General features: G+C 46.0%; 11 protein-coding genes. 5 read left to right on the forward strand and 6 right to left on the reverse strand.

The window, feature by feature from the left end:
• Positions 1 to 127 precede the first annotated feature (127 nt).
• Together gcvH and JWG39_RS01575 are read right to left on the reverse strand one after the other, a co-directional pair.
• Complete coding sequence (gcvH, locus tag JWG39_RS01570; protein ID WP_205217579.1) at positions 128 to 568, reverse strand: glycine cleavage system protein GcvH; 441 nt, start codon at positions 566 to 568, stop codon at positions 128 to 130.
• Positions 569 to 617: 49 nt separating this feature from the next.
• Complete coding sequence (locus JWG39_RS01575) at positions 618 to 1,895, reverse strand: aminomethyl transferase family protein (protein WP_205217580.1); 1,278 nt, start codon at positions 1,893 to 1,895, stop codon at positions 618 to 620.
• A 769-nt stretch (positions 1,896 to 2,664) separates the two neighbouring features.
• On the opposite strand from JWG39_RS01575, the gene ald reads away from it, so the two are divergent.
• The 3 genes from ald to JWG39_RS01590 all read left to right on the forward strand — a co-directional run bounded on the left by ald (position 2,665) and on the right by JWG39_RS01590 (position 5,702).
• Positions 2,665 to 3,777 (forward strand): alanine dehydrogenase, encoded by a 1,113-nt coding sequence (gene ald, locus JWG39_RS01580; protein ID WP_205217581.1) that lies wholly within the window; start codon positions 2,665 to 2,667, stop codon positions 3,775 to 3,777.
• 372 nt (positions 3,778 to 4,149) lie between these two features.
• Positions 4,150 to 5,523: an alanine/glycine:cation symporter family protein gene (locus tag JWG39_RS01585; RefSeq protein ID WP_205217582.1), complete on the forward strand. Its 1,374-nt coding sequence runs from the start codon at positions 4,150 to 4,152 to the stop codon at positions 5,521 to 5,523.
• A 14-nt stretch (positions 5,524 to 5,537) separates the two neighbouring features.
• Positions 5,538 to 5,702, forward strand: coding sequence for a hypothetical protein (locus JWG39_RS01590; RefSeq protein WP_205217583.1), 165 nt, complete (start codon positions 5,538 to 5,540; stop codon positions 5,700 to 5,702).
• 366 nt (positions 5,703 to 6,068) lie between these two features.
• On the opposite strand, the gene JWG39_RS01595 is transcribed toward JWG39_RS01590, so the two are convergent.
• The 4 genes from JWG39_RS01595 to JWG39_RS01610 form a co-directional block, all read right to left on the reverse strand.
• A complete protein-coding gene (locus JWG39_RS01595) occupies positions 6,069 to 6,707 on the reverse strand; it encodes a response regulator (protein ID WP_205217584.1) in 639 nt (212 codons plus the stop codon).
• Positions 6,708 to 6,713: 6 nt separating this feature from the next.
• Entirely contained in the window at positions 6,714 to 9,284 is a 2,571-nt protein-coding gene (locus JWG39_RS01600) for a response regulator (RefSeq protein WP_205217585.1), read from the reverse strand.
• Positions 9,281 to 10,903 (reverse strand): ABC transporter substrate-binding protein, encoded by a 1,623-nt coding sequence (locus JWG39_RS01605; RefSeq protein ID WP_205217586.1) that lies wholly within the window; start codon positions 10,901 to 10,903, stop codon positions 9,281 to 9,283. The genes JWG39_RS01600 and JWG39_RS01605 overlap by 4 nt, the downstream gene beginning before the upstream one ends.
• Positions 10,904 to 11,477: 574 nt before the next feature.
• On the reverse strand, positions 11,478 to 14,471 hold the full coding sequence (locus tag JWG39_RS01610) for an ABC transporter substrate-binding protein (protein ID WP_205217587.1): 2,994 nt from the start codon (positions 14,469 to 14,471) through the stop codon (positions 11,478 to 11,480).
• 300 nt (positions 14,472 to 14,771) lie between these two features.
• On the opposite strand from JWG39_RS01610, the gene JWG39_RS16975 reads away from it, so the two are divergent.
• Both JWG39_RS16975 and aroE read left to right on the forward strand, forming a co-directional pair.
• Positions 14,772 to 14,891 carry a phage integrase N-terminal SAM-like domain-containing protein gene (locus JWG39_RS16975; RefSeq protein ID WP_240191923.1) on the forward strand — a complete coding sequence of 40 codons (120 nt, stop codon included), beginning with the start codon at positions 14,772 to 14,774 and terminating at the stop codon, positions 14,889 to 14,891.
• Between the two features lie 200 nt (positions 14,892 to 15,091).
• Positions 15,092 to 15,955, forward strand: coding sequence for a shikimate dehydrogenase (gene aroE, locus JWG39_RS01620; RefSeq protein WP_205217588.1), 864 nt, complete (start codon positions 15,092 to 15,094; stop codon positions 15,953 to 15,955).
• The last annotated feature ends 198 nt before the right edge of the window (positions 15,956 to 16,153 follow it).

Genomic DNA, 16,153 nt, shown 5'->3' on the forward strand with positions numbered 1-16,153 from the left:
TATTCTCTCTGGTGGAGATTATGATAAGGAAAGACCTCACCTGTTCCCACCGCATCAGAGAATGCGGGGGGAAAGGAGACCCGTCGAAGCGGTGAACTGAAAGGTACCTGCTGAATGCAATCAAGCCTTACTCAAACTCAGAATCAGGCTCAGAATCAGGTTCAGAATCAAACTCGGACTCCACGAGTTTCAGGTAGGCTGTTTTATCCATCAGATTATCAAACTCTGACACGTCAGCGGGTTTTACCTTGACGATCCAGGCTTCGTAGGGATCCTTGTTGACCATCTCCGGTTCATCTTCCAGGGCTTCGTTGATGGCGAGGATTTCACCACTCACCGGCAGATAGATCTCAGAAACAGCTTTCACAGACTCAAGAGTCCCGAACTCCTCTCCCTCCTCAAAGCTGTCTCCTTCGGCAGGCATCTCGACAAACACAATGTCTCCAAGCTGATCCTGGGCATAATCGGTAATGCCAACGAAGACATTGCCCTCCTCAATTTTTGCCCATTCGTGTTCTCTGGTGTATTTCACGTCATCCGGAAAATTCAGTTCATTGAGCTCTTTCATTTTTATATCCTCCTGTGCTGGATTCTCGATATTCCGCGCTGTGCGGTCTTCAAACCATTTTTTTAAGTGCCCGGCGGGCGGTACGGTCAGGTCTGATATCCTGCCGAATTTCAACCTTTATTTTGCGCTTGCCGTCGGTGAGCCAGACACATTCTCCCGGGTTGAGCGCTTTTGTCAACTTCACGAAGCCGCAGGAGAGTCCTCTGGGAACAAAGTCTGCCGGACGCCCATCCTTTTCGGACGTGGCAAGGCTGACAAGTGTTCCATCGTCGAGACGACCGACAGCCATGTCGGTAGCGCAGGTGAGAATAATGCCGAGGCGATTCCCTTCGCTGTCGCAGACAAAGGACTTCTCGCTGATAACCATCTTGCGCGGGTCAAACCCGGCAAAAGCGAGGGTATATTCTTCCGCAATATACGCTTCCAGTGCTTCACTGCCAATAAATTTTGCGCTGAAATGTCCCCCTGCATCTCTTTCCGGCAGGGCAAACAGCCAGGGATTTTCGGCAAACGGCCAGGGGCCGATGTCCTGGTGGGAGAGCGGCAGGACAGCCCCGGCCCGCAGAGAATCACGGGCTGCCAGGCCGCAGGCGAGAATGCCCCTGTCAGCACCAGTTTCAAGGAGCATCTGCCAGACATTCAGAGTTTTCTCCGCTTCAAGAAAAATCTCAAAACCAAACTCCCCGGTGTACCCCGTGCGGGAAAGCAGAAGAGCCGTTCCGTCTTTCAAGCGCACAGGTTCAACACCTTCCACCTCATCGGTAAACCAGCCTTTAAATGAAAAATAAGGCATATCAGTGAGAACTTTCGCCGGATTTTCCAGAATTTTCGCGAGGATTTTTGCTGATTCAGGTCCCTGGATATCAATTTTGCCAAGCGTGTCGGTCAGGTCACAGACTGCAGCGGTCAGGACCTTCTCACTGTGTTCTTCGAGCTGCTTCGTAATCACCCCGCCCATACCACTGTTGACAACCACAAAATAGAGGTGATCGAGAACCTCGTACACCAGCCCGTCGTCGATCACACAGCCGTTATTGTTGAGAAAAACGCCGTAAACAGCCCGCCCGGCAACAAGCGGATTCTTTTTCGGACCGAGACAGTGCTCAAGATCCTTGGAAAAACAGTGCTGCAAAAGAGTTCGCGCTCCAGGTCCGGTGACGGTAATCCCCACCATGTGACTGGTGTCAAACAGACCGGCATTTTTGATCACCGCGAGGTGCTCCTGTTTTGCTCCGGCAGGATACCAGAGCGGCATTTCATACTCTCCGAAAGGCGCCATATTCGCGCCCTGTTCCACATGCCATCCATGCAGGGGTGTTGTCTTCATCCTTTTCTCCTCAAGAACATGGCAGTCGCAGCAGGCTGCGAAACTGAACCGGTTTGCACACAGAGAACAGCTCAAAAATCCAGCATTTCAGTATATTACTCTATTTATAAAGTGCCAGAAGAAGTCTCCACCTTCTGGAAACCCATCGCAGAATTACCGTTGGTAGATGTCTCTGTCAATATATATTTTAGTATTTTACGGAATCATCATTTTAACACTCAATTTTCTTTACATTGCGCAATTTTTCTTTCTTAAAAAAAATGCACAGATCTGCTCAGAGAAGAGTGGTTCCGCAGCCTGCCCTTTATTCAAAATGCTGATACGATCAACCAGGATATCTGATAAACGTGAATCGTAATTTTTTTTATCATTCTTTGTTGTATTCATATAATTTTTTATGATAATTTCTGTTTACGTCTATTTTTTACATAAAAGTTGTGGATTTCGTATTTATAACAATCGTTTTTTTACTATCCCACAGATCACTCCTTCGAGGTGACAAAAAAAATGAATACATTTTCCCTGTCGACATGGTTCAAGGAGAGTGTAATCCATCCGAATTTTACAAAAATGTTCCCCCGCAGCAGCTCCCGTGAAATCGTTTTATTTGACCTTGATGCAGGTATCGTTTACGTTCCGGCAGAGAGATTAACCTGTTAACCGGTGCAGACAAAAACTGCACAAATACAGCGGGATTCCTGAAAAAATGACTCAAATACGCAGCCAGTCAAGACTCCCGTTCGACATTACTCATGAAGGAGATCAGACAATGAAAGTAGGCATACTTAAAGAAATCAAAATTCTGGAAAATCGGGTCGCCATGGTACCCAACGGTGTCACCAGCATGGTCGCCCACGGCCAGGATGTCTATATTGAAGCCGCCGCCGGTGTCGGCGCCGGTTATTCCGATGAAGATTACATCGCTGCTGGAGGAAAAATTCTTTCCACCGCTGCCGAGGTATACAAAACCTGTGACATGGTAATGCATGTCAAAGAGCCGCAACCCTCCGAGTATGGCATGATCCGTGAGGGACAGATTGTCTTCACATACCTGCATCTCGCAGCTGATAAACCGCAGACCGATGCCCTCATTAAGGCCAAATCTGTCAATATCGCCTACGAAACCATTGAGAAGACAGACGGCTCCCTGCCACTGCTCGTACCGATGTCTGAAGTTGCCGGTCGCATGGCAGCACAGCAGGGTGCAAAATATCTTGAAATGCCCCAGGGTGGCATGGGCATACTGCTCGGCGGCGTAACCGGTGTTGCCCCGGCAACAGTCGTTGTCATTGGTGGCGGCGTTGTCGGCGCAAATGCCGCAAAAGTAGCCTGCGGTCTTGGCGCAGAAGTATTCATCTTCGATATGAACCTGAAACGGCTCTCCTATCTGGAAGATGTGATGCCCGCCAACTGCCATCCCCTCATGTCCAATGCCGGAATTCTCGCAGAGTATGTGGCAAAGGCAGACGTTGTGATCGGCGCAGTACTGGTACCCGGTGCCAAAGCTCCGAAACTGGTCACAAAAGAGATGATCAAAACCATGAAGCAGGGTTCAGTCGTTGTCGACGTGGCCATTGACCAGGGCGGCTGCTTTGAGACCTCCCACGCCACCAGCCACTCTGACCCGGTATTCACTGTTGACGGAGTTGTTCATTACTGTGTTGCCAATATGCCGGGTGCTGTTGCCCGAACGTCAACCCTCGCGCTGACCAACGCGACCCTGCCTTACGCCCTTGAGATTGCCAGTAAGGGCTGGAAGAAAGCAATGCAGGAGAACAATGAGATCAAACTCGGTGCCAATGTCATCGACGGGAAGATCTGCTTCAAGGGAGTTTCCGACGCCTTTGATATGGAATATGTACCAGTTGAGACGTTCCTGTAAAAAACCGTAATTGTACTTTTTACCGGGAAGGGACGGCACCCGCGCAGTCCCTTCCCGGTTCTTTTTTATCCCAGCCTTCCGGCCGCATTATATTTCTATAAACGTCCTGCAAAAAAAAGTTAAATTTCCATAACAAAAATGGAATTTTTCAGAGTGACGTTCCATCCTTTTCATGCTATAGTTTTTCTGAATTGTCAGGTTTCTACATTCGGGAGGACTCTTTTTTCAAGTTCTCTTCCTGCTGCTTTTCCGCAATCCTGATCGTACAGAACAGCTTGTCTCAAAAAAAGATAACTGCTCCTGCACTTGAACAATAGTCTTGATGATAAACCCAAGGTCACCTTTACCACCATCTGAAAAACTGGAGGATTTATGGAAACATTTTCAAACATGATCAGTACCATTGACGGCTGGGTCTGGGGTCCTCCCCTGCTCATCCTTCTTGTCGGTACGGGGCTATGGCTCACTATATGCCTGCGCGGCATTCAGTTCACCAAACTCTGGAGAGCCCTCTATCTTGCCTTCATCAAACGGAAAGAAGAAGGCGATGAAGAAGGGGACATTACTCACTTTCAGGCTCTGATGACTGCTCTTTCGGCCACCGTCGGAACGGGAAATATTGCGGGGGTGGCAACAGCTATTGCCATTGGCGGTCCAGGAGCTCTGGTGTGGATGTGGCTCACCGGTGTTGTCGGCATGGCCACCAAATATGCAGAAGCTGTGCTCGCAGTGAAATTCCGTGTTACGGATGAGAATGGAGAGATGGCCGGCGGACCAATGTATTATATTTCCCGCGGCCTCAACATGCCCTGGCTGGGAACTCTTTTTGCCGTTTTTGCTGCCTGCGCAGCCTTTGGTATCGGAAATATGACGCAGTCAAATTCGATTGCCGACGCAGTGGAAGCCACCTTTAATATTCCTGTATGGATTACCGGTATTACACTCATGGGTCTCTCCGCCGTTGTTATTCTCGGCGGAATTAAAAGTATTGCACGGGTTACTTCAATACTGGTTCCGATCATGATCGTTTTTTACGTACTCGCTTCCCTCTATATTATTGGGATGCATTACGCGGAAGTCCCGGCAGCGCTGATGTTCATCATCAAAGATGCCTTTACTCCGACGGCGGCCACTGGCGGCTTTGCCGGTGCCTCAATAATGATGGCTGTTCGTTTTGGTGTAGCTCGAGGCGTTTTCTCCAACGAATCCGGTCTCGGTTCCGCTCCTATCGCAGCAGCGGCAGCTCAAACCAAACACCCCGTCACTCAGGCGCTGGTCTCCATGACCCAGACCTTCATTGACACCCTCGTCGTCTGTACCATGACCGGCCTGATTATTGTTCTCACCGGATCATGGAAACTGGTGAAAGACGTTCAGATTATTGACGGCGTAGAAAAAGTAATCGGCTATTCTGGTGCCGAACTTACGACAAAAGCCTTCTCACTCGGTATGCCGGGTGGTGATTTTGTTGTCACCATTGGTCTCATTCTCTTCGCCTATTCCACCATTCTTGGATGGAGCTATTATGGCGAAAAAGCAATGGAGTATCTCTTTGGCACAAAATTGTTGATTCCCTACCGCATTCTCTTTGTCGCTTTAATCTTCGTAGGAGCTATTGCGAAGCTGGAACTGGTATGGAATATCTCGGATATCCTCAACGGACTAATGGCCCTGCCTAACCTGATCGGCCTGCTGTTCTTGACACCAGTTATTATCTCAGAGACGAAAAATTACTTCAATAAGTAGTTTCTCCGTTTCAAATGTGTACACAACAGAGCCCGCAGCCGTTCATCGGCTGCGGGCTCTGTTGTGTGCAGGGGGACGGGAGACAGGAGACAGGAGACGGGAGACGGGATGTAAAATTGATCGCAATGGTGATAACGGTGGCATTCATCATCATTAGTGAAAAATCGGTACAACAGTGATTCCAGCAATGGTGTTGTAGAGACAAGGTATGCCTTGTCTACACGGTGACGGTAAACCTAACGATAATGGTGGAATAACTTGTAACGCATGGAATAAACTGGTAGCTCGTCAGAGTTATTTGGGAATAGGCCTTCAGGATTCTTTCCGCTGCTGGCAACAAGGACTGGTACCTGTGCATGGTAACCTCCGGTTAAGTTGTCGTGACATAACCATACCGGCAGCTCACTCTTTTTCATATCACAGTGTCGCACTTATTGTACTCATCCAGCAACTCGCTTTGCAGTAATGGGGGATCATGGGATAGTCTTAAATCTGATACTCCAGTGTCCGATGAGAAGTGATCACGCAAACAGAATACCCCGACTTTACTTTTCGTAAAGTTTAAAGTCAGGATAAAGCTCTTGGGCGCAATCGGGGCAGATCCCGTGGCTGAATTGAGCTTCAGAGTGAGCAGAGATATAAGCTTCAATCTGTTTCCAATATCCTTCATCATCGCGAATCTTCTTGCAGTGGCTGCATATAGGTATAATTCCTCTGAGGGTTTTGATTTCATCCAATGCGCCTTGAAGTGCCTCGTTTGTTTGCTGAAGGCGGGTGTTCTTATCTTTAAGCTCCTTCGTGAGATTTCTCAGCGTCAGGTGTGTTTTGACCCGGGCCAGCACTTCTTCCACCTGAAAGGGTTTGTTGATATAGTCCACTCCCCCCACTGAAAACCCTTTCACCTTGTCTTCCAGCTCACCCAATGCACTGATGAAAATTACTGGAACGTCTCTCAGGTGCATGTCTGCTTTCAGCGCATCACATACTTCATAGCCGTCCATTCCGGGCATGATAATATCCAGCAGGATGAGATCGGGGATTTCTTTTCTGGCCGCTTCGAGGGCAATCTGCCCGTTCAGGGCCGGGCGGACCTTGTATCCCTTACTCCCCAGGGCCTCTACCAGAATTCTAAGATTCTCTTTGGTGTCATCAACCACCAGGATATTTCCACCGTGTATATTCATGATATTTTACTCCTCATTATCACCATTCATCAGGGACAGAATTGATTCATATTCAAACTCATGTGCCCATTCCTGCAACTTCACCGCAAGACGGTGGGATTGCTCTGCTATTTGTACGATGGACAGATCAATGGTCCCCATATCCGCACGTAATAATGCATCTTTCAGTTTTACCTGTAATGGTACAGGAATCGTGGAGAACAGAGCCTGCCAGTCTTCCGGGTCTTTGGTGGCCCTTTCCTGTTCAGACCCGCGAATATCTTCATAGACCCAACGAACACCGAGGTGTCTTTCCAGAGCCTCATAGATATCCGCCTCCCTGAAGGGCTTGGAGATATACTCATCGCATCCGGCTGCCAGGATGGCAACCTGTTCTCTTTTCAGGGTGATGGCACTGATGGCAATAACCTTTGTTGACCGGTCTCCATCTTCAGATTTAATGGTTTTTGTGGCCTCATATCCGTCCATTACCGGCATCCGCATATCCATGAAGATAAGATGAGGATGCCATTCCCTATAAAGATCAACGGCCCGCTGGCCATCTTCCGCATCCTGAAGGTCAAATTCAAAAATCTCCAGGAGCCTGATAAGGAGGAGTCTACTCATAGGATTATCATCCACCACCATAATCCGGTAACGGGGCTGCCCCGGTTCCATAGAAACGACTTTTCGAAGGGGCGCGATGCCTTCTACTGTCTCGGACCGGGCAGTTTTGACGCAAATATCAAATTTAAATAATACCCCCCTGCCGAGCTCACTTTCCACGGTGATGTGACCGCCCATAAGTTCAATAAACCTTCGACTGATGGTCAACCCGAGCCCGGTCCCTTCCTTTGCCAGACGACCGCTCTCTGTCTGTTCAAAGGCATCGAAAATTTTCGATAATTCCCATTGGGCCACTCCTGTTCCGGTGTCTTCCACTTCAAATTTAAGTTGCAGAGATGAGCCCTCCTCCCTAAGGGAACCACCATTGTTTTCCTCCACGGCCACGCGCATGGTGATGGCACCCTTTTTTGTAAACTTAAACGCGTTATTCAACAGGTTGATGAGCACCTGCCGAAGTTTTACCGGATCGCTTCGAATAAACCGGGGGGCCTTGTCGTCCCGTTCAAGAACGAGGTTCAGTTGTTTGTGCGCGGCCCGAATTCTAAACATATCTCCAATCTCATCCAGCAGACCGTAGAGATCAAAATCGGATTCATTAAGGGTCAACCTTCCCGCTTCGATGGTGGAAAGATCCAGAATCTGATTAATAAGGGTGAGAAGGTGTTTGCCACTCCGACCAATGGTATCCAGATACTCCATGTCGTGGGAGGAAAGGGCCTTACTGTGGGTCAGGAGCTGGGAAAATCCCAGAATGGCATTGAGCGGGGTGCGGAGTTCGTGGCTCATATTGGCCAGAAACACGCTCTTAGCCTGGTTTGCCCGTTCCGCAGTCAGCCTGGCATCCTGCAAGGTGGTTTCATACTCCTGGCGTTTTTTTATAAAATAGGAAACAGACTGTGCCATGCTTGAAATTTCATCATTCCCCTCGATGGAAATGGGAATGAGATTTCCCTGAACATGGGCTTTCATATTCTGCTCAAGGGCCAAAATGCGACCGATGACCGAACGGCGGATAAACAAAAATATAAAAATGGCACTGACGATAATAACAACCGGAATCAGCAGGAAAAGTTTGCCAACCCATTCTATTTCATTCGTAACTTTTTGACTTTGCTGTTGGATTCCCACTGAAACATTTGAAAATATCTGTTCCGTCTTTTTTATCAGTTCATCGGACAGAAATGAAATTTGAACCAGCTTGTCCTGAATCAATATTTTTTGTTTTAAACTTTTTGCAGTGAGGGCCAACAGGCCTTTCTCTCCCAACCCATAGCGTTTCAAGGTGTTCATGTAATGCGCAAATGGCGATTTTTCGAAATGCTCACCCTTCACCAGGTCATCAATCTTCTTTTTCATATCAACGATCTGGCCTTCATATTCAAACAGTCGCTGACGGTCTGAAACATTGGTCACATCCCGCAACAGACTAAATACCTCCAAGAACAATTCTCGAATATGACGGGTCGATTCTGTTTGCTGTTCATCCTTTCCCATAACCAGCGATTTCCATATATTTCTCATATAAATTGAAATTTGAAGGATGCGCTGGCCGGTTTGAATATCTTTTTCTATCAGTTGCTCAAGCGCCTGCAAGTCCTCAAAAATTTGTTGAGATTTTCTTGACAGGCCAGGCATATCGGCATTTGCAGTGCTTAATTCTGAGATAAGGCCCTGGATTTTTTCGTGCTCCTCCGCAATGCCCCGAGCAAGTGATTTAAGAAGAAGCTCGTTTTGGGTAAGAACAAGGGTCGATCCTCCGGAAATCAGTCCCTGCACTTCCCAGGTCAGTTTTGAGGTGGTAATCAGCAGGGGGAGTTGATCCTTTGAAATGGTTTTAAACAGGAGAGCCGATTTGTCAAAATAGAGTTTGGCTACACCGCTTGCAACAAATGCCACCAGGATAATCAACACCAACCCCGAGGATACTTTAAAGGAGATACCCGAGGTAATATTTTTCCCGAATAATTTCATTTTGTCCCTTGTTTCCAATAGACCGTATCCATGGGCGTCATCACCCCCCAGATACTTTGATTGGTACCCCCCAAATTTTTGTCATGGGCCAAGGCAAAAAAGGGCTTGTAAATCGGGTACACCGGAAGCTCATCGACTATGATTTTCTGGAATTTCCTGTACAAGGCATAGCGTTTTTTAAAGTCAAGCTCTGAAGCGGCCTGCTCAAGAATCAAATCGACCTCCTGGTTACGATACCCCTGTGTATTGGACCAGATCACGCCCTTTCGGATATTGGAACTCAAATAGGTCCGGTGGACCCCGATCACCGGGTCCCCCCAATTATAGACATCGTCCAGGGTTACATCGAATTCCCAATCGGATATCTTTTGAACCCAGTCATTAAAATTTTCAGGATGCTCAATAATGGCTTCCACGCCCAGGTTTTTCGAAAATATTTCTCGCAGATATTCAGCGATTTCCTGATTGACTCCCGTTTTTTCAGTCATGTATGTTATACGAAAAGAAAATCTCTTTCCCGCTTCGTTACGGGGATACCCAGCCTCGTCCAATAAACGATTGGCTTTTTCAAAATCCTGGGCATAGGGATTTACATCAGATGAGTAAAAAGGGCTGCTGGATGAAATGGGCCCGGTTTCCGCAGCTGTTTCCCCTTTGAACAGGGTATCGACAATAAATCTGGAATCGATGGTATATGCTATGGCTTTCCTGACCCTCACGTCATCAAACGGTTTATTTCGGAGGTTAAAGGCCAGCCAGCAAATGGGTCCGATGCCTTTGAAACTGTTTTCTGTGACCACCAGGTTATCCAGACTCCGCAGGTGATTTAACTCATTGAAGTCCTGAAAACTCGCCATCATCTGAATGTCACCGGTCTCCATAGCCAGGGATTCTTCCAGGGTATTGCGGATGATTTTGATGGTCAGACGATCCATATATGGACGGCCCTTGATAAAGAAATCTTTGTTTTTTACAAGTCGAATCTCTTTTCCGGGAACAAAAGCCTCCAGCTTGAAAGGGCCGGAACCTGTCGGTTTCATATTTGCCGGGTGGCCCCGGACCTTTTTAACCGTTCCATAGACATGCTTCGGAAGGATCGGCAGCAAAGCCGGCGACATGGCCAGCAAAATTGCCGGATGGGGTTTCTTCAAACGGATGACGGCGGTGTGGGGATCTGGCGTATCCACCCGTTCCACCGGGGCCAGCATGGATTTAAACGGGTGCAGTGCTTTTACTGTCAAGATGGAAAAGGCTACATCCTCCGATGTGATTGGCTCACCGTCATGGAAAACCGCGTCTTTTACAAGGTGGAGAGTAACCGACAAACCATCTTTTGATATCTCCCACTTTTCAGCAAGGTAGGGGTGTGGATTCCAGTCGTTATCAAATCGAAGCAGCCCTGCAAAAATCTGGGTGCCGGGAAACTGGGTGGCCATACCGGACTGGATGGCCGGGTTCAGATTGGGCGGGGTGGCGTAGAGCCCCACTACCAGTTCTCCCCCGGAGGAAGGAGTGCCGGCATCCGGTTCAGCCGCGAAAACACCAAACGGTACCCATAAAAAGAAGAGAACCACTATGGCAAGAGAGACTGCCTGCATTTTTTTCAGAGGATGGAACATAATGCGCTCCTTATCTGTGCCCTTATGGTGTCTATATTCAGGACAGTTGATTTCCTAAAAGCGAGTATGGTACCAAATAATGCGAATACCATACCTGATTTAGTATCCCACACATAACCTTATGTAATACCATTTACATTTTGTATTAACCAGAGAACGAGACTGCGTTGACATCTTTTTTGGCGATTACGAATGGATAAACAGGCTGTAAAATTGATCGCAATGGTGATAACGGTGCATCCATCATCATTGGTGAAAAATCGGTACAACAGTTATTTCGGAGATGATGTAGAGACAAGGCATGCCTTGTCTACACGATGACGACAAACGTAACGATAACGGTGGAATGACTTGTAACGCATGGAATAAACTGGTAGCAATTTCCGGAATTATTAAGAGCAGATGCAACTGGGATTGGGCTCCTTAAACAGAACAATATATCGACAGAGTTCAAGTAAATATCCATCGTTTCTGAACGAATATCGATTTGTACCGCCCTTAAAAAACGTGCCCCACGCGAGTATCAAATACTTCTGTGTATTATTATTTTGCATTAAACGTAGCAGTAATAGTTTCAAGCATTATCGAAGATATTCCGTACAGTGTTTGCGAGGTCGGTCATAGATAAAGGTTTATAAGCAAGCGCATCTATACCAATCTCCTGGGCAATATCTGCACTGATTTTATTGCTATAACCGGTACAGAGAATAATCTGGATATCATCTCTGATTTTCTTTATCTCCATAGCGAGCTTATCGCCAGTCATATATGGCATAGTCATATCAGTGATGACAAGATCAAATCTAGCTGGCTCAGCCTTGAAGAGCTCCAAAGCCTCAAGACTGCTCGTCCTAAAAGTTACTGCATACCCTAATCCTTCAAGGATTCTGCATACCATTCGTGCTATGGGAGGTTCATCATCCACAGCCAGGATCGACTCAGTCCCACTTGGGAGCTTAGGAGATTGATATGAATCGGGATCTTCAATAGCATTGGTAACCGGTAAATAAATTGAAAAAGTAGTTTTCTGGAACGGAATACTCTCAACAGTTATAATACCTCCATAACTATCAACAATACCTTGAACCATGGCAAGTCCCATTCCTGTTCCCTCACCAACTCCTTTCGTTGTAAAATATGGATCAAAGATCAAGTTAATATGGTCAGAATCTATTCCGCAACCATTATCAGTAACAACCATTTTCACATACTTGCCTTTCTCAAGCCGTCCCTGAAAAGTCTCACTATCGTCACTAATGAGAACATCTTTAAGTGACACTGTCATAATTCCACCACTATCCTGCATTGCATGGGAGGCATTCGTGCAAAGATTCATCATTATCTGGTGAATCTGAGTGGAATTAGCAAGGATAAAAGAAGAACTTTCAATCTGCTTTCTTATTTCTATAGTGGTCGGAGTAGAGGGACGAATTAACTTGAGCGCTTCATAAATAATTTTATCGATTCGAATAGGTTTTACTTTTTCATCAGATTGTCGTGCAAAGGCAAGTATCTGTTTAACTATATCTCTTGCCCGAAGACCACCAGCATAAATTTCTTGCAGATTATCCTCCATAACTGAACCTTTTTCAACTTCGCCTAAGGCAATTTCAGAAAACCCCAATATCGATGCTAATATGTTATTAAAATCGTGGGCAATACCACCTGCTAATTTACCGATAGATTCCATCTTCTGAGCCTGCTGTAACTTAACCGCCATCTCTCTTTTTTCGGTAATATCCTCACCAGAACCAAGAACACCAATTATCTGACCATCGTCGTTTTTTATATAAGCATTGTGCCAAGCAATAAGTTTGGTTTTACCACCTCGGGAAAGCACCTTGCTTTCATTATATTCAATCGAGTTAATATTGTCCTTAGCAAAAAACTGCCTTCTGAGAGCCTCACAATCATCTCGGTACTCTTCAGATATAAAATTATCACACCAGTTCAGACCGATTATATCTTCTGTGTTGCATTCCAAAATTTTACATGCTTTTTCGTTAGCAATATTTATATTCCCCAATTCATCAAAACCAATGAACATAATTCCAGCCAGGTTAAGATACAGTTCAGCCTTCTCCTTCTGTTGCTCTATTTTTCTTTCATTCTGCACCCGTCTGGTATTATCCGTTGCTGTAAGCAGCAGGTGTTTTCTATCTTCATAAAAAAAAGGGGCAATATGGCAATCAATAACAATTTTATTACCATAAGACGTTTCGACTTGAGTAAAATATTGTTTATTCACATCCTCCTCATCGGCTGCTTTCATTATTGTCAACAAACCGGATGTTTGCCATGATGCAATTTCAAGATATTTTTGAGAAAGCACCTGATCTACGGTAGCACCAATAAGATCTGCCATGGCCTGATTGGCAGCTATACAATCACCGGAATCTGCTTCATAAATGGCAGTACCGACGGGAGATTCAGATAGAATTTTTTCTTTGAAGAGGAGAACATCCTGTAATTGCTTCTCAGCCATTTTACGATCTGCAATTTCAGCTGTTAACTTTCTATTAAAGCGAAATAAAATCAACGTACTGCTACCAACCAACAACACGAGTCCTGCCATAATTCCGATAGCCCATATCAACCACGTATAATTGTATTTCAGATCAGGGTTATAAATAAAACCATCTAAGGAAAATTCCGGATCGAGCATACCCAGCTTAGCGTAAGTTTCTGCAATATGGTGCCACCTACCAGGATTCATGTGACCAACTTGTACCAAATCAGGAAGCATGATTTCTCGGATAGCTTGTGCTTCATAACGAAGATGATCTCGACTTTTTTTCACACCATAATCTAACAAGAGAAGATCAATTATTTCTTCTGAGTGTAACATTGCATACTTCCAGCCTTGGAGAGAGGCTGTAAGAAAAGCGTCTACCTGCTTAGGATGTTTTGCAATTTCATCTTCCGTGGTAAATAAACAATCACCATAGAAATCGACGCCGTATGTTTGAGGGGAAATAACAACAGGTTCTTCTCCATTCTTCTCCAACTGCCATGGTTCATTCGTTATATATGCGCTCACCGCATCTGTTTTCTCTTCGGTAAGATCATCCAAATTATATGTCTGATCGAGGCGTTCAATTGAGTTGAGATCGATACCTTCATTTAAAAAAGATGCTAAGATATCAGCATCTTTTTCACCAGGAAGCAACATGACACGTTTACCAATCAACTCTTGTATATTAGAGATTCCCCTCCCACCTTTAGCCAAAAGGATAGAAGGTGAATGCTGAAATATTGGTGCCAGAACCACAAATGGATCACCTGCCATTCTATGAAGAATGAGCTCCGCACCAGCAATACCATATTGGCTTCTGCCACTGCGCACTTCCTCCCGAGCAAATTTATCATTACCGCCTTCGATGATGACGACATCTAACCCAGCGCGTTTATAAAATCCTTTGTGCAACGCCGCGTAATAGCCAGCAAACTGGAACTGATGTTTCCAGGCCAACTGGAGTGATATTGTCTCAGACGAATGAGAAATTTTGCTATCTACAATAAGAATCAACAAAAGTAAAAAAAGACTATTTTTCCACTTTACGAACATTTACAAACCTCAATATAGGAAAACGTATACCACTTCGGTATTTGGTGTTTCAAACCCAAAAAACAGGAAATAATGTCCAATTATCACTTTTATATTCCTTTTTTTCCGCACAATCTGATATTATCACAGCTCTGATGGAAAACAAGCCAAAATTCACTCCAACCCCTCAGCTCAAACTGATGGATCAAGTGCGTGAGACCCTGAGATACTCTTATTTACGCACGATCAACAGAAAAAACATATTACCAGTAGATTTTACGATATATCTATTTTTATGAAAAAAAACGCCACCCAAGAGATATGGAAGAACGAGAAATTGAGAGATTTTTGTCCCATTTGGCTTCTGCTCAAAATGTCGCTGAATCTCTCCGGAGGCAGAACTTAAATGCATTGGTTTTCCTCTATCGTAATGCTGCCTGAAAAACTTTATGGGTACCTTGAATAACCAGTCTTTCGCCCATATTCTTCGTTACAGTAAAAAATTTATCCTCCGACAAAGCGAGGAACGAGACGTCGAGATATCAGTGCCTGTGGTACATTTCCTTCCGTGCCTTGAAGATAAAAAAAGGGTAAAATGATTCTTCGACTTCTTTCCCGTTCCTTCCATCACGGAGCCTCTCATGTTCTCACCCACTGTCCATACCAGATTTATCGCCCTTCTCGGCAACCCCCTCGGCCATTCCATCTCTCCGCCCATGCACAACCGGGTCTTTGAAAAACTGGAGATGGATTACTGTTACCTGCCAGTTGAGGTAACAGCTGAAGATCTCGGCACCGTCTTCGCCGCCATGAAGAAAATGAACTTTGCCGGATGCAACGTTACCATTCCTCACAAACTCGCTATCATGGCACATCTTGACGAGCTTGACGACCTGGCCGAGACCATTGGAGCTGTCAATACGGTGCGGTTTCAAAACGGGCGCAGCAAAGGATTTAACACCGACGGTGAGGGCTTTGTCCGTTCTCTGCAGGAAGAGAGCGGCATCACCCCCAAAGGACATCGTTTTCTTCTCTTTGGATGCGGCGGTGCAACCCGGGCCATCGCCATGACGCTTGCAGCACACGGTGCAGAGCGGGTGATGATCTGTAACCGCACAGAAGCAAAAGCCGAGGCTCTCGCCGAGGAAATCAATCGCAGGGTTCGCCCCTGTGCCACGTCCATTGCCTGCAACAGCAAGGCACAGCTCGCAGCTGCGGCAGAGGCAGAGATACTGGTCAATACCACCAGCGTCGGCATGCACCCCAATGAAGATGTTATGCCTTTTCCTGAGGCGTGTATTGAGGCACGGCATGTAGTTGCCGATATCGTCTATAATCCATGGATGACAAAACTGTTGAGAACTGCAGAAGAGAAAGGGGCAAAGGCCGTACATGGTCTCGGCATGCTTGTGTGGCAGGGAGCAGCGGCCTTTCAAATTTTTACTGATCGCGAAGCTGATGTCGCAGTAATGAAAGAGGAAGTTGAGAAACTGCGTAAAGGGTAAAACTAATACCAATTACTCACCATTCGCGTAAAATTATTTCAATTTATTCCTTTTTTTGATTAACTGCCGAGATGACTACTATACCAAAAGTTTTAACCGAAAGAATTGATGATTTTGTCCTGCTGATTGGCCTTCTCAAACGAATGGGGGTGGTAGAGCTTTTTGATGCTCATCTCCCACGTCATGGGCATCATCAAG

Origin of the sequence: Desulforhopalus vacuolatus (genome assembly GCF_016918505.1) — a bacterium.
Lineage (GTDB): Bacteria > Desulfobacterota > Desulfobulbia > Desulfobulbales > Desulfocapsaceae > Desulforhopalus > Desulforhopalus vacuolatus.

Coding starts and splice junctions, on each gene's coding strand:
- gcvH (WP_205217579.1), bottom strand. CDS start 568: ATGAAAGAGCTCAATGAACTGAATTTTCCGGATGACGTGAAATACACC.
- JWG39_RS01605 (WP_205217586.1), bottom strand. CDS start 10,903: ATGTTCCATCCTCTGAAAAAAATGCAGGCAGTCTCTCTTGCCATAGTG.
- JWG39_RS01590 (WP_205217583.1), top strand. CDS start 5,538: ATGTGTACACAACAGAGCCCGCAGCCGTTCATCGGCTGCGGGCTCTGT.
- JWG39_RS01600 (WP_205217585.1), bottom strand. CDS start 9,284: ATGAAATTATTCGGGAAAAATATTACCTCGGGTATCTCCTTTAAAGTA.
- JWG39_RS01595 (WP_205217584.1), bottom strand. CDS start 6,707: ATGAATATACACGGTGGAAATATCCTGGTGGTTGATGACACCAAAGAG.
- JWG39_RS01585 (WP_205217582.1), top strand. CDS start 4,150: ATGGAAACATTTTCAAACATGATCAGTACCATTGACGGCTGGGTCTGG.
- JWG39_RS16975 (WP_240191923.1), top strand. CDS start 14,772: ATGGAAGAACGAGAAATTGAGAGATTTTTGTCCCATTTGGCTTCTGCT.
- ald (WP_205217581.1), top strand. CDS start 2,665: ATGAAAGTAGGCATACTTAAAGAAATCAAAATTCTGGAAAATCGGGTC.
- JWG39_RS01610 (WP_205217587.1), bottom strand. CDS start 14,471: ATGTTCGTAAAGTGGAAAAATAGTCTTTTTTTACTTTTGTTGATTCTT.
- JWG39_RS01575 (WP_205217580.1), bottom strand. CDS start 1,895: ATGAAGACAACACCCCTGCATGGATGGCATGTGGAACAGGGCGCGAAT.
- aroE (WP_205217588.1), top strand. CDS start 15,092: ATGTTCTCACCCACTGTCCATACCAGATTTATCGCCCTTCTCGGCAAC.